The organism is Kaistella sp. SH40-3 (genome assembly GCF_030686865.1).
Classification (GTDB): domain Bacteria; phylum Bacteroidota; class Bacteroidia; order Flavobacteriales; family Weeksellaceae; genus Kaistella.
The window spans coordinates 45577-66860 of sequence record NZ_JAQYUS010000002.1; the positions used below are offsets into that span (position 1 = coordinate 45577).

Here is a 21284-nt window from a genome sequence, read left to right on the forward strand (position 1 = left end):
CTTAAAACTGTTACGTGCTTCAAAAGTAGTTACTTTCCCTGTAATTTCAAAAATTGATTCCGACTGATTCTTACTAAATATTTCAATTTATAAAAAAGATAATATCCTACGTACTCTATAAAATTAATTCTTTTTGCGCTTAAAACTTCTTTCAGATTTTTCTGAAAACCTTTTTCCATTTCTTCTAAATTTGCGGAAAGACCTGAAACTCCAAACGTTCTTTTTCCGGCACCAGCCAAAACCAATTCTTCATTCAAAATCGACATTTGGTTATGCTCAGAAACTTTCAGCCAATAATTTAAATCTTCGGCATATCGCTGATTATCATCAAAATACCCACTATTATCTAAAACCTTTCGTTTAAAAATAACGGTTGAAGGTTGGGTTTCATTTCTAAACATTAAGTTACCGAAAGAAATGTTCGCCAGATTATTTTCACCGACTTTATAGGGATAAAGGATATCGTGGTTTTTCCGTCGACAGCTCAGAAAATCAATTTCAAATTTTTTACTTTCTAAGAAACTCATTTGCCTTTCTATTTTCGTAGGATACCATTCGTCATCAGCATCTAACAAAGCGATATAATGACCTTTCGCTAATTTTAATCCTGCATTTCTGGCTTTTGAAACGCCACCATTTTCTTGATTAATCAAGCTAATATTAAGAATTGAATTTTCCTGAATATAATTTTCAACCACTTCCCTACTTTTATCGGTAGAACCATCATTCACAATAATAATCTCAAATCTTTCCGTTGGAAAAGTTTGTTTTTTTACAGACTCTAAAGCGTTAAGAATAACGAGTTCTGCATTATACATGGGAATAACTACGGAAATCATTTCAGGTTGATATTAAAATTTCTTTTTAAAATGAAAATCAAACTTATAATTATCAAAAACTTTAAAAATCAAATAAGAGAACAGGAGAAAACTAAACGATTGCAAGAAACCAACACTTCCGAACAGGAAATAAAACGGCATTCCTAGGATCATTAAAAAGGGTAAGTTGGAGGATTCTCTGCCTAAGAAATCTTTAATATTATAAGGATATTCATTATTGAAAATGGCTTTAATCCCAACTTCCATCGCGTCCCAACGGTCGACATTTAATGAATTTCCGTCAACATAATAATTGAGTCCAATACTAAAAAGGAAAAAGACCGCCACTAAAATCCAGTATAAATATTTATAAATAATCTCTTTCAGATCACTTTTAATGTAAAGTACACTAATGGAGAAAATAGCGATAATATAAATAGGTAATAAATACAAGGAAAACTGGCCACCATATTTTATTACAAACAACCCATTAACAAAGAGATACATAAAAAAAACACCCCATTTTTGAAGGATATTTTTAATAGAAACTGGAATAGTATTGAGTAGTTGCATTGGTAATTTTCGTAAATATTAAGAACTGCTTTCACTATAAGGCAAACGGTTCTGAATCGATCTTCCCAATGAAATCTCATCCGCATATTCTAACTCATCGCCTACTGAAATCCCACGAGCTATGGTAGAAAAACGAACGGATGAATTTTTGAATCTTTTATAAATATAATAAGCTGTAGTATCGCCTTCCATGGTGGCACTTAAAGCGAAAATAAGTTCTTTCACGATGCCGCTTTCTAACTTTTTTTCGATGGATGAAATATTCAACTTATTCGGTCCAATTCCTTCCATGGGAGAAATTTTACCACCCAATACTAAATATTTTCCCCGGAATTTTCCTGTATTTTCAATAGCCATAACATCGCGAACATCTTCTACTAAGCAAAGTAACTCTTCAGTTCTTTTAGGATTTGAACAAATTTCGCAAATTTCGGAATCTGAAAAATTATGACAATCTCTGCAATATTTAATTTCGGTGACTAACTTTTTTAAAGAATCACCCAAACTAATCGCCTGACTCTGGGGTTGCTTGAGCAGATGCAAAGCCAAACGTAACGCTGACTTCTTGCCAATTCCAGGTAAACCAGAAATTTCATCTACGGCTTTTGCTAATACTTTGCTCGGATAATCCATTTCACAAAAATATAGTTTAAATAAAGATTTTGCAAGTTTAGTTGTACAAGATTGGTGGGAAATTAGGGCTTTTTAAAAATGAAAAAAGACCAATAAATCGATATTGTTACCGTTCTAGTTCACTCTTTCTCTTTTCAATTTCTTTAACAAAATCATCAGGATTTTCAGGGCTGATGATATATACTTTTCCGGACTTTAAAATCATCTTTACTTTCTTATGTCTGTTGGTCACATACCAAACATCTTTACCATTAAAATAGCCGAAATAACCGAACAGTCCGCCAACTCCAAAAGTTCTCAAATTCAAGCCTAATTTTTCAATCTTAGCAATCGTTTCGATGTTATCAATGTTGATTAAAACTGGACCAAATAAATTTTTAATTAAAATTTGATCATCAGAAACTGCGATTCTTTTAGGTATAAATCCGTATGAAATAAAAATAGCGCCATACATCAAAACAAAACTCGTTACTAAAAAGACAGGTTGTGGCTGATCAGATAAGAAGGTTGAAAATGGCAACAGAAGTAGAAAAAACAAAACAATTACTGTTATGATCTTTGTTGTGTTATCCATTTTCGCAGTGCTGAATTCTTTCACATTCATCATTTTTAAAAAGTATATACATTATCATTCGGCGTATAATCCATGAAAATTCCGCCATCGACTTTTACGGATTTTACGTTCTGATTTACTTCAATCGCCGTTTGATACAATTTATTGTTTTTCCAGATTTCAGGCGTGATATGTTTTTTAGAAATTTTTCCGTCTTGATACGTAATTTCTACTTCGAATGGAATGGCAAATCCACCAACATTTTCAATCGCTAAATTCAAATTTTTACCAGAAACTTCCGCCAAATTAATTTTTAAATCGATGTAATTATTACTGAAAAACCAGTTGTTCCAAAACCAATTTAGATTCTGTCCACTTCCAGTATTAAAACTGTAGAAGAAATCCCACGGCGTCGGATGTTTTCCTTTCCAGGTATTCATATAATAATGAAGCGTTTCTTTAAACAACTTTTCTCCAAGCAGATCTTTCAAAGATAAATACGCGAAAGCCGGTTTTATATACGCATTGCTTCCGTAACCAATTCCCGTCAGTTGGCTGCTCATCGAGATAATCGGTTGATCCTGTTCTGTTGACGGATCATTGATATATTTTTTAACGCGAAAATCAGTAAACATTTTATCATTAAAGGCTTTTCCGTTTTCGGCTTCACCAATTAAATATTCGAAAGCCGTCACCCAACCTTCATCCATAAAGGCATAACGCGCTTCATTGGTTCCCATCATAAACGGAAAATAAGTATGTGCAATTTCGTGATCTACGGTTTGACGAGAATCGGCAAAATCATCAGGAATCGCAGTATCATTAACCATCATCGGATATTCCATATCGGCAAATCCCTGGAAACCGGTCATGGTTGGAAAAGGATATTCAATTCCCGGCCAGTTTTCAGAAAACCATTTGATGCTGTATCGTTCCCATTCTACATATTTTTCAAAATCTTTTGTTCCTGCATTATAAGTGGCTTGCGTGCTAACTCTTTTTGATTTCAATTTCACACTTGAAGCATCCCAAACATAAGTTGAACTCAATCCAAAAGTAAAGTCCGTGATATTTTCAGCCTTAAATTTCCAAGTATTAAAATCGTTTTGCTTGGTTACTTTTTGTTTTTCAATATCGTCTTTTGTAGCAACGTGAATCACCTGATTAGAGATTAATGAATATTTAAATTTCTTTAAAACTCCGGGTTGTAAAACTTCTTCAGGATTCTGTAAAACTCCCGTGGCATAAACAACGTAGTTTTTGGGAACGGTAACAGAAATATTATAATTGCTGAAATCATTGTAAAATTCAGCGCGACCATTGTGTGGAAGTTTATCCCAGCCATTATAATCATCATAGACCGAAATTCTTGGGTAAGCATACGCACAGAAAAATGTGGTTTCATCAATTTGACCTTCCCTTCCATTTTGCTTTGACAAAGGAAATTCCCATTCTATTTTAATGGTGTTTTTGGAGTTCGGAAGAAGTGCTTTGTTCAATTTTAAATCATAGAACGTTTCCCAATCTTCAGAATTAACCGTGTAGTTTTCTCCATTAATGGAAAGCGATTTTATTTTCAAACCTTCGCTTAAAAAATCAGGTGAGGCTTTTGCTGCTCTGGGAGAAGTTGGTTTGTGAACATTATTTACAAATCGAATGACGGCTGATTTTAAAGTATCTGGAGAATTGTTACTATAAATAATGGTTTCATTTCCTGAAACAACTTTGGTCGTTGGGTTTACATTGAAATCGATGGTGTAATCTCCTGAATTCTGCCAATAATTCGAACCCGGTTTTCCGTCAAGTGAACGGGTTTTCTGTTCATAGGCTTTGGCGATATTTCTGGGAGTATATAAATCCTGAGAAAAGGTTTGAATGGAACAAAATACAAATAGTATCGAAGTTACGATGGTACGCATTAATTTTATTTAAATATTATTAATTAAAAAACGGTTCAAAAAAATCGAACCGTTTATAAATTTACTGTTTTATTGGTTACTCGCTCGGAGCAATAATTCCGTTAACCAATGAGGTGATTAGTGATAAAGCAATACTGAAAATAAATGCCCACCAAAATCCATCAATTGCCATTCCTTCTACAAATTTTGCAGCCAATAAAATCACCAACGCATTAATTACTAAAGAGAAAAATCCTAAAGTAAGAATGGTTAATGGCAAGCCCAAAATCTTTAAAATCGGAGTAACTATTAGGTTTAAAACTCCTAAAACCAAAGCGAAAATTACGGCAGAACCGAAGGAGTCAATATGAACTCCACTCAGGATTTTTGTGAGGACAAAAGCAACGATTGCCGTTACTAATAATCGGATAATTAAATTCATAATCTATTTTTTTATAAAATTAAAAAATTAAAGTGACTAAGCAAGAACTTCAATGATAATTTCTTTTCTCTGATGAATAGACAGTTCTTTAGAATAAATTTTATTATCTTCATCGCAAAAATTATATTCAATGAAGAACTATGCAAAATTATTGATGGTTTCTACGGTTTTCGCGGTGGGCTTAAATGCTCAAACGAAAGACCAAATGGTACAATCAATTATGGACGAAACTTACAAAAACTCACAACTCGAAACACTTGCGTACGAATTGATGGACGACATCGGGCCACGATTGGTCGGAAGTCCAAAAATGCAACAAGCACATGACTGGGCGGTAAAACGTTTTCAGAACTGGGGAATCGATGCTAAGAACGAAAAATGGGGCGAATGGAAATCTTGGGAAAGAGGACCTTCAACCATCGAAATGGTTTCTCCTTATGCAAAATCAATCGAAGGAATGCAGTTGGCTTGGAGTCCGGCAACTTCTGCAAAAGGTTTAACAGCCGATGTAGTGATGCTGCCAATGTTTAAAAACAAAGAAGAATTTACCGCTTGGCTTCCTAAAGTAAAAGGAAAATTGGTCATGGTTTCTCAATACCAACCAACCGGAAGACCTGAATACAACTGGAAAGAATTTGCAACGCCGGAATCATTTGAAAAAATGAAAAAAGAATCTACAGAGGCTTCTGAAGAATGGAGAAAATCAATTGCTGCAACTGGAGAAACTTCTAAATCTTTAAATGAAAAATTAGAAAAAGCCGGTGCTGCCGGAATCGTTTCTTCTTATTGGTCAAGAGGATTTGGGGTAAATAAAATTTTTGCTGCCGGAACAAAAACGATTCCTGTTGTAGATATTTCCTTAGAAGATTACGGACAATTATACCGAATGATTCAGCACGGAAAAACTCCGAAATTAAAAATTAATGCACAATCAAAAGATAAAGGAATTGCTCCAACTTTCAACACGGTTGCAGTCATTAAAGGATCTGAAAAACCTGAAGAATATGTTATTCTTTCTGCGCATTTCGATTCTTGGGATGGCGGAACTGGCGCTACCGATAACGGCACCGGAACCATTACCATGATGGAAGTGGCAAGAATTCTTAAAAAATATTACCCTAATCCAAAGAGAACAATTATTGTCGGACTTTGGGGAAGCGAAGAGCAAGGTTTGAACGGTTCACGTGGTTACGTTTGGGATCACAAAGATGAAATGCCAAATGTTCAGGCCGTTTTCAACCAGGATAACGGAACTGGAAGAATCGCAAATATTAGCGGACAAGGTTTCTTGAATTCTTATGATTACATGGGAAGATGGTTAAGCGCTGTTCCAAAAGAATTAACCAAAGGAATCGAAACTTCATACCCAGGATTTCCTGGCGGTGGCGGATCTGATCACGCTTCATTTATTGCTGCGGGAGTTCCTGCTTTTATGTTGAGTTCATTAAGTTGGAGTTACGGCTCTTACACGTGGCATACCAACAGAGACACGTACGACAAAATCGTTTTTGATGATTTAAAAAGTAACGTTGCAACAATCGCAATCTTAACGTACATGGCAAGTGAAGATCCTGAAAAAGCATCTGCAGAAAGAATTAAAATGCCAATTAATCCAAGAACTGGAGAACCAGCGAAATGGCCAGAAATGAAAGAACCAACCAGAAAAGGTGGTTTAGACTAAGGTCTTCTTGATTGATTTTAAAAAGCAATCTCAAATAAAAAGTCGGTAATTTCTAAAACGTATAGCGTTGAGGATTTTACCGGCTTTTTCTTTTTATTTAAAATATCTTAATCTGTCAAAAAGTTGCGATTTTCAATAGCGATTATTTAGAATGGTTGAGTTTTTGATTGCAAATATTCATGAAGAATCAAAACTATAACAATTACATTAAATTTTATCCGCCCCATCATTTTATTTATCTACCCTTACTTGGGTTCCTACAAATACTGGGGATCTGGAAGATTTTCAATGATGAACCCAAACAATTAATCTGGATATTATTTTCGGTCGTAATTTTCCTCTTCATTTATTTGGCTTTAATGGTAAGACAACATTACGCTTTAGGAAACCAAGATCGAATTGTGAGATTAGAATTCAGATTAAGATATTTTGAACTATTTGGTAAAAGTTCGGACGAAGTAGAATCTCAACTTTCGTTTGGTCAAATTGCAGCGCTTCGTTTTGCTTATGATGATGAATTCAGAATCTTAGTAGAAAAAGCGCTTCAACAAAATATTTCAGCAGACGAAATTAAAAAGTCAATTACCAATTGGAAAGCCGATAACAGTAGAGTTTAATTTAAAAATTATATACATTAACATTAAAAAATAAAATTATGAAAAAGTTTACATTTCTTACATTAGCCGTATTTGCATTAATGTCTCTGACAAGTTGTGAAGCAATTGGAACCATTTTTAAAGCCGGAATGTGGTGGGCATTTTTCTTGGTAGGAGCGGTAATTGCGCTAATTATATTTTTATTCACGAGAGGTAAAAAATAATTTAATGCAATGAAAACGGCAACTCCTTCACTCGAACTTATCAAGAAAATAAGTCCTTCGAAAATGGTGAAAATCATGAAGGATCCGGAAAAATCTGCGAAGGCCGTAAATTTAGTTTACACCAGCGACCGTGAAAATCCAGGAATCGCACGCAGGAAAAGAGGCAAAAAATTCGCTTACTTTACCCGCGATCAGAAGATTAAAGACGAAGAAGAAATTCAACGTATTAAGCAACTGGCGATTCCTCCCGCTTGGGAAAATGTCTGGATCTGTGCTTTGCAAAACGGTCATTTACAGGCAACTGGTTTGGACGTTAAACAACGAAAACAATACCGCTACCATCCAATTTGGAACGCCCTTCGAAAAAGGACAAAATTTTACAGAATGCTGCAGTTTGGTGAGGCTTTACCTAAGATTCGTTTAGCCTTAGAAAAAGATCTGGCGCGTAGAAAATTAGACAAACGAAAAGTTTTAGCGTTGGTCGTAAGTCTGATGGAAAGAACCAACATCCGAATTGGAAATAACATTTATGAAAAATTATACGGATCATTTGGGTTAACAACTTTAAAAGATCGACATGTTACAATAGGAACTAAAAAAATTCAATTTTCATTTAAAGGGAAAAAAGGAATTCACCATAAAATTGATTTGAATAATGCCAAACTCGCGAGAGCAATCAAAAAGTGCAAAGAAATCCCCGGCAAAGAACTATTTCAGTATTACGATGAAGATGGGAACGCACACGCTATAGAAAGCGGAATGGTGAATGAATACATTAAGGAAATTAGTGGTGAAGATTTTACGGCGAAAGATTTTAGAACCTGGTCTGGAACGGTGAATGCGCTGATTGCTTTTAAAGCAATTGAAGCGGAGGAAATTGAAGAAAAGAAAAAATCTAAGATAAAACGCGCGATTGATTTGGTCGCGTGCGAATTAGGAAATACGAGTACTGTTTGTCGAAAATACTATATACATCCGCTCATTATCAATATGTTTGAAAACGATTCTATTAAAAAATATTTAAGAGAATTAGATGAAATAGAAGTTGATGATGGTAAAAGTGGATTGGCTAAAGAAGAACAAATGGTGATGAAGATCCTACAAAACGAAAAACTTTAATTATGCCGGAAGGACCAACCATTGTTGTTTTTAAAAAGAGACTCGAAAAATTTGAAGGTAAAAAAGTCACCGAAAGTGATGGTTACAATAATCCTTTCGCAGAAGAAATTTCGGGAAAGAAATTGGTTTCGATTGAAACGTATGGAAAACTCCTTCTACTCGATTTTAAAGAATTTTTGATTACTGTGCACTTCGGGTTATTTGGTAGTTTTCTGATTAATGAAACCAAGAAAGTTAATGCCAGTTTTCCACTGTTCTTCGGCGATGAATTTATTAATTTCTATGTCGTTAAAATTAAGAAGTTAGAGAAAGATCACGATTTTGATCAGGAACTCAATGTGTTTTCGAAAAAATACAAATCAGATAAAACACAAAGGCTTCTACTGGAAAAGTATGGCGATAAGAAAATTGGTGACGTGCTTTTGAATCAAGACGTTTTTCCTGGTTTGGGAAATATCATTCGAAATGAAGTTTTATTCTTAAGTAAAATTCATCCTGAAAGTATGGTTGATAAAATTCCAGCAAAAAAAATTAAAGAATTACTTCAGATTATTAAAGAATTCTCAACAGCATCTGTAGAATTAATCGAACAGAAAATCTGGAAATCTTCCAGTTCCGTTTACAAGAAAAAGGAATGGGAAGGCAAGGATGTTTTAGAATATGTCGCTCCAAAAATCAAACGTAAAACATACGTTGTAGAAAAAGTTCAGAAATTGTACTAATCTTCAATTATAAAAATTTAAAATCTCTTTATGTAAAGAGATTTTTTTGATTTTAAGAGAGAGATGAATTAAATATTCTCCAACTCAATCCAGGTCGGAACATGATTACTCGATTTTTCCCAACCACGTACTTCTTTATCAACTCCACCCTTTTTTAAATTTGGGACAAGTTCGGGAGAAAGCAAAAAATGGTCAATCCGCATTCCTGCATTCCTTTCATAGGCTTTTCTGAAATAATCGTAAAAAGTATAAATGGTTTCTGTGGGATAAAGATGTCGCAAACCATCGGTCCAACCTTGCGAAATTAAATTCTGAAAAGCAGTTCGAACTTCAGGTAAAAAAAGAGCATCTTTTTTATATTTCTCCGGTTTGTAAACATCGCTTTCGGTTGGAATAATATTAAAATCTCCGGTGATAATGACCGGTTTTCCAGAACTGATTAAAAGTTCGGCTTGAGCATCGAGTCTTTCCAACCATCTCAATTTATAATCATATTTCTCACCGGGAGTTGGATTTCCATTAGGCACATAAACACAAACTATTGTTAAATCATTCACCTTCACTTCTAAGTATCGGCTTTGTTCATCACTTTCGTCACCTGGCAAGGCAGTTCTAATAACAGTTGCTTTTTGAGTTTTAGTTAAGATTGCTACTCCATTCCAACTTTTTTGTCCGACCCAAACGGCGTGATAACCTGCTTCTAAAATTTCTGCTTCAGGGAATTTTTCTTGTGGCGCTTTTAATTCCTGCAAACAAACGACATCAGGCTTTTCTTCGCTGAGCCATTTTAAAAGAACCGGCAATCTGCCGTTTACTCCATTTACATTGTAGGTTGCAATTTTCATAATCAATACTTTATATAAAATTATTAAAAATATTTTGATTCAATATAAATTAATGAAAGAGGAAGAAGATATAATTAATGCGAATTTTTATCTCTATTAAGAATGAAAGTCCTCTTTATCAATTTATAAATTTCAAACCACATGACTGAAATAATTGCTGCCGAACCCGCCGTTAAGAGTTGGTTTACACTCAAAGAAGTTAATTTAAAGAATTGAGTGACCGGTTCAAAATAAAGCATCATCATTAACACCAACAAAGTAGCAAAAGTGATATAGATTAATAGATTATTCTTATTTCTAAAACTTTCAAACATCGTATAATAGAACGATCGGTTCGCAAAACTCAGTAAGATATTCGCAAAAATTAAAGTGGTGAAAACCATCGATCTCGTCAGATCTTCGTCACCTCCATTTCTGTAGGTTAATTGATAAATGAAAAGAACGCCTGCAGTAATCATTAATCCCTGAATAATACTAATCACCAGTTCACGCATCGTCAGGAACGTTTCCGAAATTGGACGTGGTTTTTGAGTCATCGTATTTTTTTCCATCGGTTCATTTTCATACACGATTGAACAGGTTGGACCCATTACCAATTCTAAAAATATAACGTGAACCGGCGTAAGGATTTGCGGAAATGCCCAACCTAAAAACAGCGGTAAAGAAACCGTTAAAATAATCGGAATATGAATCGAAATAATATACTGAACTGCTTTTTTAATATTGGTATAAATCCTACGTCCGGCGGCAATCGCAGTTACCAGTTTTCCCAAATCATCATTCGTTAAAATAACTGCAGCAGCTGCTTTTGCGATTTCAGTTCCTTTCTCGCCCATCGCCACTCCAATGTGTGCGGCTTTTAAGGCTGGTCCATCATTCACGCCATCGCCAAGCATTACGACTACTCCATTATTCTTTTTTAAAGCATTTATAACTCTTAATTTCGCTTCCGGAAACATTCGGGTAAATAATACTTTTTGCTCAACGACTTTCATTAATTCTTCTTCGCTCAGATGACTAATTACATCGCCACTAACTGGATCTGAAATCCCTGTAATGCCCGCTTGTAAAGCAATGCTTTTTGTGGTTTGAGCATTATCACCGGTAATCACTTTTATTTTAATTCCGGCTTCTTTAAATTTTCTAAAAACTTCGTCGATTCCTTTTTTTGGCGGATCGTAGAAAACAACCATTCCGAGAAATTCAAATTGGATATCCTGCTGTTTTTTTGGAAAATCATCTCCTTGAAAGTTCGATTTTGCAACACCGAGAATGCGATAACCTTGCTTTCCAAAATCATCAATTTTCTTTCTTATTTTACTTTGATCTTCTTCAGAAAGTTGACAAACATTAATGATGGCTTCAGGAGCCCCTTTCGCCGAAATGATTCGTTCGCCTTTTTTATTATTAAAAAGATGTGTCATCATCGGCGGTTTTCCGTCCAGTGGATATTCATGAAACATCTCGAATTCCGGACGACGATCTACTTTTTGAGTTTCACCATAAACCTGATGAAGCGATTTTTCCATCGGATCAAAAGGAACTGGTTCACTACTCCACATCGCATATTGAATGAGTTCTGAAACTGATTCTTCATTAAATTGATTATCATTAAAAACTTTGTCGCTTTTAAAATCATAAACTGCTTTCAAATGCATTGAATTCTCCGTTATCGTTCCCGTTTTATCAGTGCAGATAACGGTGGCACTTCCTAAGGTTTCAACGATATTACTTTTCTTAATGATGATACCATCCCGCATTAATTTCCAGGCGCCGAGTGCCATAAAAGTTGTAAAAGCCACTGGTATTTCTTCAGGTAAAATCGACATTGCCAAAGTCAATCCATTTAATAAGGAATCAACAATATTTCGAGTATGGTAATAATTAACGGCACAAACCAAAAGGAAAACGATAATTCCGATAATCGCCATGTATTTTAGAAACTGTTCAATCTGCTTTTGCAGCGGAGATCTCTCATCTTTTATGGCGGAAATAGATTCACCAATTTTACCGAGTTTCGTTTCTTTACCAATATGTTCCACTTCAAAAACAGCCAAACCAGAAACGGTGGAAGTTCCATTATAAACCTGTCGGTCTTCCGAAGTATTATCTTTAAAAACAGAAAAACTTTCACCCGTAAGCGAGGATTCATTCACGGAGAAATCATTGCTGTGAACAATTTTACCATCGGCGTTTATCATTTTTCCTTCTTCCGTAATGCATAAATCTCCAACTGCAATTTCATACGTAGGAATTTCTACAATCTTAGAGTTTCGAATAACGCGGCTTAAAGGTTCATTGAGTTTTTCTAATTCTTCCAGCGCTTTCTGACTTCGGTTATCTTGGTAAAAAGATATGCCGGAAACCAAAATAATCGCTGCCAACATAAACAAGGCTTCGCCATAATTTCCAACAGCCAGATAAATAATTGCAATGATGATTAACAAAATCAACATCGGTTCACGTAGGATGTCGAAAAGCAATTTCAGCCAACTGCTTTTCTCAATTTGCTTCGTTTGATTAAAACCAAATTTCTGATGAGAACGTTGAACTTCTTCGTCGTTTAAACCTTTTAAATGTTCGGGAATATGAAAAGACATCTATTGAATATTGGTCTACTAAAGGTAAGAAAAGTATCGAGTAATTTTCAGTCATACCTTGAAAATAAAAAAGGAAAGAAAAACTAAATTTTCTTCCCTTTAAACTTTTATAAAGAACGATTTCTGTTATGGATACGGCGCGATTGCAACTTCTAAACCGTCGACTTCTGGAGTGATATGAATTTGGCACCCCAAACGGCTGTTGTCCTGAACATGGAATGCTTCACTTAACATCGCATCTTCCTCAGCACCCATTTCGGTTAATTTATCAGAACCTTCCACTACGTAAACCTGACACGAAGCGCACATCGCCATACCGCCGCAAACTCCGATGGTTCCTTCTTCTGCCAATTCATAAGACCGAATCACTTCCATCAAATTCATCGACATATCAGTGGGCGCAACCACTTCGTGAATATCGCCGTTTCTATCGGTAATTTTAAGATTAATATCTTGCATCTCTTGTTTGTATCTTATCTTATCAATAGGATTTTATCCTATTCTTTGTTAAAGCGCCACTTCGTGGCTTGTTTAATTTTTTAGTTCGCTCTTTTTGAAACTAGTCGATTTTCATTACGACTGCTTTCTCTGCTTCTTTACGACTTCCGTCGAAACCGTCAATTCCACTTACCGTTGTATATTTCAAAACGAATTTTTTACCTGGATTCAGCATATTGTAAACACTTTGACACATCAAAGTTGCTTCATGGAAACCGCATAAAATCAATTTCAATTTTCCGGGATACGTATTGATATCACCAATCGCATAAACTCCCGGAATATTGGTCTGGTAATCCAAAGCATTATTTACTTTGATTGCATTTTTCTCAATTTCCAGTCCCCAGTTTGCTAAATCTCCTAATTTAGGTGTTAGACCAAAAAGAGGAATAAAGTAATCCGTTGCAATATCGAAAGTTTCCCCTTCTTTTTCTACGGTAATTGCGGTTAATTTCCCGTCTCCTTTTAAACCCACTACTTCTGCCGGAGTCATCATGTGAATTTTCCCCTGATCTTTTAAAGCCTGAACTTTTTCGACAGAATCCAGCGCTCCACGGAATTCATTTCTACGGTGAATTAAAGTCACTTCACTTGCAATATCTGCCAGGAAAATACTCCAGTCTAAAGCAGAATCACCACCGCCGGCGATGACCACTTTTTTATTTCTGAAATGCTCAGGTTCTTTGATGAAATATTCCACGCCTTTTTCTTCGTAATCTGCCAAATTTTCCAGAGCGGGTTTTCTCGGTTCAAAAGTTCCCAAACCACCGGCAATCGCAACCGCTTTAGCACGGTGAACAGTACCTTTATTGGTAATCACTTCAAAAGTGCCGTCTTCTAATTTGGTTAAAGTTTGAGCCGTTTCTCCCAAGGTAAATCCGGGCTGAAACTGTTTGGTTTGCTCCATCAAATTATCTACTAAATCCCCAGCGTTAATGGACGGAAATCCCGGAATATCGAAAATAGGTTTTTTAGGATACAACTCGGTTAACTGACCGCCTGGCTGCGGAAGCGCATCGATAAGATGGCATTTTAACTTAAGTAAACCTGCTTCAAAAACAGTAAAAAGTCCGGTTGGGCCGGCTCCTATAATCAATATATCAGTAGTAATCATCAATCTAAATTTTGGAAATAATCCCACAAATTTACAAAAATTAAAAGTACTATGCGGAGCCTCTTTATGATTTTTGTCATAATGAAACCGAATAAAAGCATTGTTTTATCTTTGTGGCAAATTATTTGCAAAAGCAAAGGCATGAAAAAGATTCTATCATTATTTATACTCTTAACAATCACTTTTGGGAACGCTCAAAAACTTCAAAATATTCAATCTGGAGAGGTTTTGCGCTACCGAATTCACTATGGACTTCTGAACGCGGGAACAGCAAATTTAACGACTTTAAAAACGACATACAAAGGTCAACCTCATTATTATGTGAAAGGTACAGGTAAGACAACAGGAGCAGTTCGGGCGTTTTTTAAAGTAGAAGATAAGTACGAAAGTTTCATCAATTACAATACGGGTTTACCAAGTTTTTATGTCAGAGATGTAAAAGAAGGGAATTATACACAGCATTATGAAACGGTTTTTAACCATAGTAATCAAACTTTACTTTTAACGGATAAAGAAAAAAACATTACGAAATCGTTAAATTCGGTCACCGGAATTCAAGATATGTTGTCTGCTTTTTATTATTTAAGAAGTTTGGATGAAAGTGAATTAAAAGTCGGGACTGTGAAAAAACTCAATATATGGATTGATGATGAAATGTTTCCTTTTCAGGTAAAAGTTGTAGGAATTGAAAGAATAAAAACTAAATTCGGATATATCAGCAGTTTAAAAATTGTTCCGCAAGTAATGAGTGGTCGCGTATTTAAAGATAAAGAAGGCGTAACACTTTGGGTGAGCAACGACAAAAATCACGTGCCACTTGCAATCAAAGCAGAATTAGTCGTCGGTTCTTTGAAAGCAGATATTGATTCCTATTCGAATGTAAAATATCCTCTCAATTTCACAAAATAAAATATTAGGTAAATCATTAAGAATTAAATAAACGAATCTAGGTTCGTTTATTTTTTTTGTTTTTTTTTAAAAGAGATGTAACACTATTTAAGTTTTCGTTGTCTTATTTCTAAACTATTGAATGAAACTCCTTTTCACTACACTCCTACTTTCCCTCTTTTTTATAAAGGCAAATTCGCAAACTGTTGCAAAAGACAGTATTTCCAGAAAGAGGATTAATATTATTAAAATAAACAATGCTCCAAAAATCGATGGAATCCTGGATGAAGAAGTCTGGAAAAATGCTGCGATAGCAGAACATTTCATTGAGAGAAATCCAACTAACGGAAAACCGGAACCTCAGGATTTTAAAACTACCGTAAAAGTGCTTTATGATGACACGGGAATTTATTTCGGTGCAACGATGTATGATCCCAATCCAGAAAATATTCAAAAACAATTGGCAGAACGAGATAATATCGGAAATGATGATGTTTTCGGAATTACCATTAATGGTTATGATGACCATCAGCAAGCGGTTTTATTCTTCGTACAGGCTTCCGGCGTGCAGGCAGATGCAAAAATTATGTCAACTGCAAATGATGATTTTTCCTGGAATGCCGTTTGGTTTTCAGCCGTTAAGATTAATGAAAACGGTTGGACTGTTGAAATGAAAATCCCTTATTCAGAACTGCGTTTCCCAAAGAAAGATATTCAGAAATGGGGAATTAATTTCGTCAGACTGATTCAGAAAACCAATCAGAATTTAACTTGGAATTTCGTTGATAATAAAAAAGCAACTTATTTAATGTACGACGGAATTTTAGATGGAATAGAAAATATTCAACCTCCTTTACGATTATCGTTAACGCCTTATTTCTCTACTTATTTAAATAATTTTGATGGCAAAACAACTACCAATTTTAATGGAGGAATGGATATCAAATACGGAATTAATGATGCCTTTACTTTTGACATGACTTTGATTCCAGATTTTGGACAAACCAATTTCGATAATTCTATTTTAAATTTAGGTCCTTTCGAACAACAGTTTGACGAACAACGCTCATTTTTCACTGAAGGAATCGAACTTTTTAATAAAGGAAATCTTTTTTATTCGAGAAGAATTGGTGGAAATCCATCGAAATATCCAGAGACTTCAGTTGATGAAAAAGTAACCGAATATCCTGCTAAAGTAAAATTATTCAATGCTTTTAAAATTTCCGGAAGAACCAATAAAGGTTTAGGAATCGGATTTTTTAATGGAATTACCGAAAAAATGGAAGCCCAAATTCAAAATGAAAAAACCGGTGAAACCAGAAAAGAAGTTGTAGAACCTTGGACGAATTATAATGTATTGGTTTTGGATCAAAGGTTTCATGAGAATTCTTCGGTAACATTAGTCAACACGAATGTTGTTCGAGACGGTAATTTTCGGGATGCAAATTCTACGGCTTTTTTGTGGAATATTAATGATAAAAAGAATATCTACAATTATTATGGCGCTATCAAAGGAAGTTGGGTGATGGACGATGGAACAAAATTCGGTTCTCGAGGACAAGTTGGTTTCGCAAAAAATTCCGGTAAAAATCAATTTAATTTTGATGGAAATTTCGTGACAAAAAACTGGGATATTAATGATCTAGGATTTTCTACGTCAACTAATTTCGCAAATTACAATGCTTATTATGGCTATCGAATTTTGGAACCGACGAAAAAATTTAATAATATTTATCTGAATTTTAACGTCAATTATTATCATCGATTACAACCCTATTTATTTACAAATCTGGTGATTAATCATAATAATCAGTTTATAACAAAAAATTTCAGAAGTTATGGTGGCGGTTTTGAATTTACGCCTTTTGGTGAAAATGACATCTATGAACCTCGAACAGAAGGAAGATTTTTAAAAACACCTTCTTATTTAAATACCTGGATTTGGACTGAAAGTGACAATAGAAAAAAGTTTCAGTATAATTTGAATTTTGATTATTACGCTTATAATGAAAAAGGGAGAAATCTTGTAAGTCCTTCAATGTATTTAAGATATCGTTTCTCCGACAAATTCAATACTGTTTGGCGATTTAATCCTTCTTTCAGCAATAATGAAACTGGTTTTGCAGGAAAAGAAGACAATGAAATTTACATGGGAAAACGCCAGCGAAACACGTATGAAAACAGTTTGACTTCACAATATACTTTTAATGATAAAATGTCGCTTTCATTGGCTTTTCGTCATTATTATTCAGATGTAACTTATAAAAGTTTCTATACTTTATATCAAGATGGAACTTTAACTTCTACGAATCAATTCAATGAAAATTTAAATGGAACGTATAATTCCTGGAATGTAGATTTACGCTATTCATGGTGGTTTGCGCCGGGAAGTCAATTGACTTTAATGTACAGAAATGCGGTGGAAGATTATTTGGGACTTTCGAGAATGAAGTTTAAAGATAACTTCAACACTTTATTTAATGAACCGATGGTTAATAATATCTCGTTGAAATTAACTTATTATCTGAATTATAATCAGGCGAAAAATTGGTTTAAAAAGAAAGACCAATTTTAAACTTCCACCTTTATAACGAAAAAACTTCCAGATTATTCCGGAAGTTTTTCTATTTTATTTAAAGCCAATTCAGAACGAATAAACTTGAATTTTTCTTTAATTAAAGAGTCTTGAATTGGTCCAACATTCTTTTATCATTTTCAAAGAACATTCTAATATCGCTCATTTGATACATCAACATTGCGATTCTTTCGATTCCCATTCCAAAAGCGTAACCGGAATATTTATCAGCATCAATATTCACGTTTGCTAAAACGGCAGGATCTACCATTCCACAACCCATAATTTCTAACCAACCTGTTCCTTTGGTAATTCTGTAATCGGTTTCAGAATTCAAACCCCAATAAACATCTACTTCTGCACTTGGTTCGGTAAATGGAAAATAAGAAGGTCTTAATCTGATTTTTGATTTCCCGAAAAGTTCTGTTGTGAAAAACTGAATGGTTTGTTTTAAATCTGCAAAACTTACATTTTGGTCAATATATAAACCTTCGATTTGGTGGAAAATACAATGCGAACGGGAAGAAATCGCTTCATTTCTGAAAACTCTACCTGGAGATAAAATTCTCATCGGCGGTTCATTTTCTTCCATGTAACGGATTTGAACCGAAGAAGTATGCGTTCTCAATAATAAATCCGGATTGGTTTCGATGAAAAAAGTATCCTGCATATCTCTCGCCGGATGGTATTCCGGAAGATTTAAGGCAGTGAAATTATGCCAGTCATCTTCAATTTCCGGTCCGTCTGCAACAGCAAAACCGATTGATCTGAAGATTTCGATAATTCTGTTTTTCACCAAATTGATTGGATGACGCGTTCCTAACTCTGAAGGGAAACCTGGTTTGGATAAATCATCTTTTTCAAAAAGAATGCTGGAAGTTGTTGCGCTCTTTAAACCTTCCAACTTTGCTTCTACTGCTTGTTTTAAGGTATTGATTTTTTGTCCGAATTCTTTTTTCTGTTCGTTGGGAACATCTTTGAATTTCGAAAAAATATCATTTAAAATTCCTTTCTTTCCGCTGTATTGAATACGGAATTGTTCAATTTCATCTTTATTCGTTGAACTGAAATTCGCTACTTCAACCAATAAGTCCTCAATCTTTTCTAACATTTCATTTTAATATAAGTGAGTGCAAAAATACGGTTTTTCGTTTAAAAGGCCTTAGCGGATTTTAAGTAAAGTTTAATTAAATGTTTTTTGAATAAAAATCTTCACCATTATTAGACTAGAATCACTTTTTATTTGAAGCTGAAAATCTTATCTTTGCACAAACAAAAGTAATATGAAATTTTTTATCGACACTGCGAATCTTGAGCAAATTAAAGAAGCACAGGATTTAGGTATTTTAGATGGCGTTACAACCAATCCATCGCTAATGGCTAAAGAAGGAATTAGCGGAAAAGAAGCAATTTTAAACCATTACAAAACTATTTGCGAAATTGCAGATGGCGATATTTCCGCGGAAGTGCTTAGCACAACTTATGAAGAAATGATTAAAGAAGGGGAAGAATTGGCCGCAATTCACCCGAACATCGTGGTGAAAATCCCGATGATTAAAGATGGAATTAAAGCATTAAAATATTTCTCAAACAAAGGAATCAAAACCAACTGTACTTTGATTTTCTCTGCTGGACAAGCACTTTTGGCCGCAAAAGCAGGAGCAAATTATGTTTCACCATTCTTAGGAAGATTAGATGATATTTCGGTAGATGGAATGAATTTGATCGAAGAAATCAGAATTATTTTTGATAACTATATGTTCGATACCGAAATCTTAGCAGCCTCAATTCGTTCGCCAATGCATATTATCAACTGTGCAAAAATCGGTGCTGATGTGATTACTTCACCCTTAGATTCAATTCTTAATTTATTGAATCATCCATTGACTGATAAAGGTTTAGCGCAGTTTGTTGCTGATGCTAAAAAATTAGGTTAAGAAGAGTTTTTCTTTTTTAAATATAGAAACCGTCTGAATCTTCAGACGGTTTTTTTGATATATAAAAATGATTTTTGCTAATTCTTAATTAATTTCTGGGAAAAATTTTCTCCATTTTTAAAGTTAATTTTTAGAATATAATTTCCTCTTGGAAGATTTGAAGTTTTGATATTTTCTAAACTTTTAGAAAAAAGGACTTTTCTTCCTGTCATATCATAGAGATCAAAACTTTCAGCACTTTCTGCATTTTTAATATTTAAAAAATCTCTAACTGGATTTTCTACAGTGATTTTCTTCTTTAGAATATTTGTTGTCGCAAGTAAATCATTCGTAATTAAAAATTTTTCAATTTTAAGTTTGGTTAAATTTTGATTAGCATCAGCAACAATAGAATTTACGATAATATAGTTGCTTTTCATCTCAATTTCATGTCCTGAAGAAAGAGCGAAATCTCTGCTATTGTTAATTTTTAAAGAAACCCCTGTTTCAGAATAAGCGTTTAAAGATCTCTGATTTGCTTTTTGGTTTAAAACAAAAAAGACTTTATTTCTAAAACCAACATCTAAAAACTGCTCATTATCTTCGGAAGTTATAAAACCTTCACCATTAAAATTCAAATCTAAACTTTCAGATTTCATCACAACCAATCTGCTAAAATCTGGCAGTGGATAATTCTGATATTCAAACACAGAATAAACCATTCCCTCCTTCGTAGTTCTAGTAGACATATTATTTTTGTTCTGAATAAGAAAACCATTGTTGTGATGGCAGGATTGCTGATTTAAATCCAATACCGTATTTGTTGCCAAGGAATTGATATCAAAAAAGGAAAACACGGATGATGAAAGGGAACTCACATGACAAGTCGTAATTTTTCCGTTTGAAAACTGCCCGATTGGGTAATGATAATTGTAATTAATAACTCCATTCGCACCAAAAGAACTATCTAACTGACCATCTTTTGTATATTTTTTCGGGTAAGTTTCTGGCGAATTCGTTATCATTAAACTTAAGTCTGCAAGAACCAAAACACTTAATGATTGAGGATTTATACTTTCTGTGACTTCATTCAATACTCCGTTATTCCCAAAGGTGGTGTCTATTGCTCCATTGCTGTGATATCTCACAATTTTTGAATCTACATAACTATTGTTATAAGAGGCAGATTTCGGACCCAAATAGACAATGATTTTATCGCCTTGCAAAACGATGTTCAAAAAATTATTCGTACCGAGTTCTAGTTTTCCATTATTGGCAAAACTTGAATCTAAAGTTCCATCTGGCTTGAGTTTAAAAACATAACTGTTATCAACAACACTTACGATCTGCAAAATAGAATCATCCTGCAAAACCACGGTATTGCTATGGGTGATCGTTTGATCTGAGTTAAACGTTGTCGTAAAAGTTCCGCTGTTTCCGAAGGAGGAATCTTTCGATAAATTGAGTTGCGCGAATACTTGAATACCGCAGAGGGTAATCAATAAAAAAGAGAGTTTTTTCATTTCATTTGTGTGTACCGCAAATTTAGATATTAAAATACTTTTAATTGGGGGTGAAATAACCTTATT

General features: G+C 34.4%; 20 protein-coding genes. 8 read left to right on the forward strand and 12 right to left on the reverse strand.

Going from position 1 to position 21284, the window contains the following annotated elements:
- Nucleotides 1–29: 29 nt before the first annotated feature.
- The 6 genes from PUH65_RS04000 to PUH65_RS04025 form a co-directional block, all read right to left on the reverse strand.
- Nucleotides 30–839, reverse strand: a complete 810-nt coding sequence (locus PUH65_RS04000; RefSeq protein WP_305518464.1) for a glycosyltransferase family A protein — start codon at nt 837–839, stop codon at nt 30–32.
- 12 nt (nt 840–851) lie between these two features.
- On the reverse strand, nt 852–1391 hold the full coding sequence (locus PUH65_RS04005; protein ID WP_305518465.1) for a hypothetical protein: 540 nt from the start codon (nt 1389–1391) through the stop codon (nt 852–854).
- An 18-nt stretch (nt 1392–1409) separates the two neighbouring features.
- Nucleotides 1410–2024: a recombination mediator RecR gene (gene recR, locus PUH65_RS04010; protein ID WP_305518466.1), complete on the reverse strand. Its 615-nt coding sequence runs from the start codon at nt 2022–2024 to the stop codon at nt 1410–1412.
- A 106-nt stretch (nt 2025–2130) separates the two neighbouring features.
- The gene (locus tag PUH65_RS04015; RefSeq protein ID WP_305518467.1) at nt 2131–2631 is read right to left on the reverse strand and encodes a PH domain-containing protein; all 501 of its coding nucleotides are present in this window, start codon (nt 2629–2631) and stop codon (nt 2131–2133) included.
- Between the two features lie 2 nt (nt 2632–2633).
- Nucleotides 2634–4496: a M1 family metallopeptidase gene (locus PUH65_RS04020; RefSeq protein WP_305518468.1), complete on the reverse strand. Its 1863-nt coding sequence runs from the start codon at nt 4494–4496 to the stop codon at nt 2634–2636.
- Nucleotides 4497–4572: 76 nt separating this feature from the next.
- Nucleotides 4573–4917, reverse strand: coding sequence for a phage holin family protein (locus PUH65_RS04025; protein ID WP_305518469.1), 345 nt, complete (start codon nt 4915–4917; stop codon nt 4573–4575).
- Between the two features lie 130 nt (nt 4918–5047).
- Here PUH65_RS04025 and PUH65_RS04030 point away from each other — a divergent pair, with 130 nt between their 5' ends.
- The 5 genes from PUH65_RS04030 (at nt 5048) to PUH65_RS04050 (ending at nt 9259) form a co-directional block, all read left to right on the forward strand.
- Nucleotides 5048–6598: a M20/M25/M40 family metallo-hydrolase gene (locus PUH65_RS04030; protein WP_305518470.1), complete on the forward strand. Its 1551-nt coding sequence runs from the start codon at nt 5048–5050 to the stop codon at nt 6596–6598.
- A gap of 179 nt (nt 6599–6777) precedes the next feature.
- Complete coding sequence (locus PUH65_RS04035) at nt 6778–7215, forward strand: DUF6526 family protein (RefSeq protein WP_305518471.1); 438 nt, start codon at nt 6778–6780, stop codon at nt 7213–7215.
- Between the two features lie 38 nt (nt 7216–7253).
- A complete protein-coding gene (locus PUH65_RS04040) occupies nt 7254–7418 on the forward strand; it encodes a phosphatidate cytidylyltransferase (RefSeq protein WP_305518472.1) in 165 nt (54 codons plus the stop codon).
- 9 nt (nt 7419–7427) lie between these two features.
- On the forward strand, nt 7428–8537 hold the full coding sequence (locus tag PUH65_RS04045; protein WP_305518474.1) for a DNA topoisomerase IB: 1110 nt from the start codon (nt 7428–7430) through the stop codon (nt 8535–8537).
- 2 nt (nt 8538–8539) lie between these two features.
- Nucleotides 8540–9259: a DNA-formamidopyrimidine glycosylase family protein gene (locus PUH65_RS04050; RefSeq protein ID WP_305518476.1), complete on the forward strand. Its 720-nt coding sequence runs from the start codon at nt 8540–8542 to the stop codon at nt 9257–9259.
- A 68-nt stretch (nt 9260–9327) separates the two neighbouring features.
- Here PUH65_RS04050 and xth read toward each other — a convergent pair whose 3' ends face one another.
- The 4 genes from xth to PUH65_RS04070 all read right to left on the reverse strand — a co-directional run bounded on the left by xth (nt 9328) and on the right by PUH65_RS04070 (nt 14316).
- The gene (gene xth / locus PUH65_RS04055) at nt 9328–10104 is read right to left on the reverse strand and encodes an exodeoxyribonuclease III (RefSeq protein WP_305518478.1); all 777 of its coding nucleotides are present in this window, start codon (nt 10102–10104) and stop codon (nt 9328–9330) included.
- Between the two features lie 74 nt (nt 10105–10178).
- The gene (locus tag PUH65_RS04060) at nt 10179–12704 is read right to left on the reverse strand and encodes a cation-translocating P-type ATPase (protein ID WP_305518480.1); all 2526 of its coding nucleotides are present in this window, start codon (nt 12702–12704) and stop codon (nt 10179–10181) included.
- A 126-nt stretch (nt 12705–12830) separates the two neighbouring features.
- On the reverse strand, nt 12831–13163 hold the full coding sequence (locus tag PUH65_RS04065) for a 2Fe-2S iron-sulfur cluster-binding protein (RefSeq protein WP_305518482.1): 333 nt from the start codon (nt 13161–13163) through the stop codon (nt 12831–12833).
- Between the two features lie 100 nt (nt 13164–13263).
- Nucleotides 13264–14316, reverse strand: a complete 1053-nt coding sequence (locus PUH65_RS04070) for an NAD(P)/FAD-dependent oxidoreductase (protein WP_305518484.1) — start codon at nt 14314–14316, stop codon at nt 13264–13266.
- A 141-nt stretch (nt 14317–14457) separates the two neighbouring features.
- Here PUH65_RS04070 and PUH65_RS04075 point away from each other — a divergent pair, with 141 nt between their 5' ends.
- Nucleotides 14458–15225, forward strand: a complete 768-nt coding sequence (locus tag PUH65_RS04075; RefSeq protein WP_305518486.1) for a DUF3108 domain-containing protein — start codon at nt 14458–14460, stop codon at nt 15223–15225.
- A 121-nt stretch (nt 15226–15346) separates the two neighbouring features.
- Complete coding sequence (locus PUH65_RS04080) at nt 15347–17779, forward strand: DUF5916 domain-containing protein (protein ID WP_305518488.1); 2433 nt, start codon at nt 15347–15349, stop codon at nt 17777–17779.
- A 100-nt stretch (nt 17780–17879) separates the two neighbouring features.
- Here PUH65_RS04080 and pheS read toward each other — a convergent pair whose 3' ends face one another.
- Complete coding sequence (gene pheS / locus PUH65_RS04085; protein ID WP_305518493.1) at nt 17880–18890, reverse strand: phenylalanine--tRNA ligase subunit alpha; 1011 nt, start codon at nt 18888–18890, stop codon at nt 17880–17882.
- A 172-nt stretch (nt 18891–19062) separates the two neighbouring features.
- Here pheS and fsa point away from each other — a divergent pair, with 172 nt between their 5' ends.
- A complete protein-coding gene (gene fsa, locus PUH65_RS04090) occupies nt 19063–19716 on the forward strand; it encodes a fructose-6-phosphate aldolase (protein ID WP_305518494.1) in 654 nt (217 codons plus the stop codon).
- Nucleotides 19717–19793: 77 nt separating this feature from the next.
- Here the strand turns inward: fsa and PUH65_RS04095 are convergent, their stop codons facing one another.
- The gene (locus tag PUH65_RS04095) at nt 19794–21218 is read right to left on the reverse strand and encodes a T9SS type A sorting domain-containing protein (RefSeq protein WP_305518495.1); all 1425 of its coding nucleotides are present in this window, start codon (nt 21216–21218) and stop codon (nt 19794–19796) included.
- Nucleotides 21219–21284: the final 66 nt, after the last annotated feature.

Coding starts and splice junctions, on each gene's coding strand:
- PUH65_RS04000 (WP_305518464.1), bottom strand. CDS start 839: ATGATTTCCGTAGTTATTCCCATGTATAATGCAGAACTCGTTATTCTT.
- PUH65_RS04005 (WP_305518465.1), bottom strand. CDS start 1,391: ATGCAACTACTCAATACTATTCCAGTTTCTATTAAAAATATCCTTCAA.
- recR (WP_305518466.1), bottom strand. CDS start 2,024: ATGGATTATCCGAGCAAAGTATTAGCAAAAGCCGTAGATGAAATTTCT.
- PUH65_RS04015 (WP_305518467.1), bottom strand. CDS start 2,631: ATGATGAATGTGAAAGAATTCAGCACTGCGAAAATGGATAACACAACA.
- PUH65_RS04020 (WP_305518468.1), bottom strand. CDS start 4,496: ATGCGTACCATCGTAACTTCGATACTATTTGTATTTTGTTCCATTCAA.
- PUH65_RS04025 (WP_305518469.1), bottom strand. CDS start 4,917: ATGAATTTAATTATCCGATTATTAGTAACGGCAATCGTTGCTTTTGTC.
- PUH65_RS04030 (WP_305518470.1), top strand. CDS start 5,048: ATGAAGAACTATGCAAAATTATTGATGGTTTCTACGGTTTTCGCGGTG.
- PUH65_RS04035 (WP_305518471.1), top strand. CDS start 6,778: ATGAAGAATCAAAACTATAACAATTACATTAAATTTTATCCGCCCCAT.
- PUH65_RS04040 (WP_305518472.1), top strand. CDS start 7,254: ATGAAAAAGTTTACATTTCTTACATTAGCCGTATTTGCATTAATGTCT.
- PUH65_RS04045 (WP_305518474.1), top strand. CDS start 7,428: ATGAAAACGGCAACTCCTTCACTCGAACTTATCAAGAAAATAAGTCCT.
- PUH65_RS04050 (WP_305518476.1), top strand. CDS start 8,540: ATGCCGGAAGGACCAACCATTGTTGTTTTTAAAAAGAGACTCGAAAAA.
- xth (WP_305518478.1), bottom strand. CDS start 10,104: ATGAAAATTGCAACCTACAATGTAAATGGAGTAAACGGCAGATTGCCG.
- PUH65_RS04060 (WP_305518480.1), bottom strand. CDS start 12,704: ATGTCTTTTCATATTCCCGAACATTTAAAAGGTTTAAACGACGAAGAA.
- PUH65_RS04065 (WP_305518482.1), bottom strand. CDS start 13,163: ATGCAAGATATTAATCTTAAAATTACCGATAGAAACGGCGATATTCAC.
- PUH65_RS04070 (WP_305518484.1), bottom strand. CDS start 14,316: ATGATTACTACTGATATATTGATTATAGGAGCCGGCCCAACCGGACTT.
- PUH65_RS04075 (WP_305518486.1), top strand. CDS start 14,458: ATGAAAAAGATTCTATCATTATTTATACTCTTAACAATCACTTTTGGG.
- PUH65_RS04080 (WP_305518488.1), top strand. CDS start 15,347: ATGAAACTCCTTTTCACTACACTCCTACTTTCCCTCTTTTTTATAAAG.
- pheS (WP_305518493.1), bottom strand. CDS start 18,890: ATGTTAGAAAAGATTGAGGACTTATTGGTTGAAGTAGCGAATTTCAGT.
- fsa (WP_305518494.1), top strand. CDS start 19,063: ATGAAATTTTTTATCGACACTGCGAATCTTGAGCAAATTAAAGAAGCA.
- PUH65_RS04095 (WP_305518495.1), bottom strand. CDS start 21,218: ATGAAAAAACTCTCTTTTTTATTGATTACCCTCTGCGGTATTCAAGTA.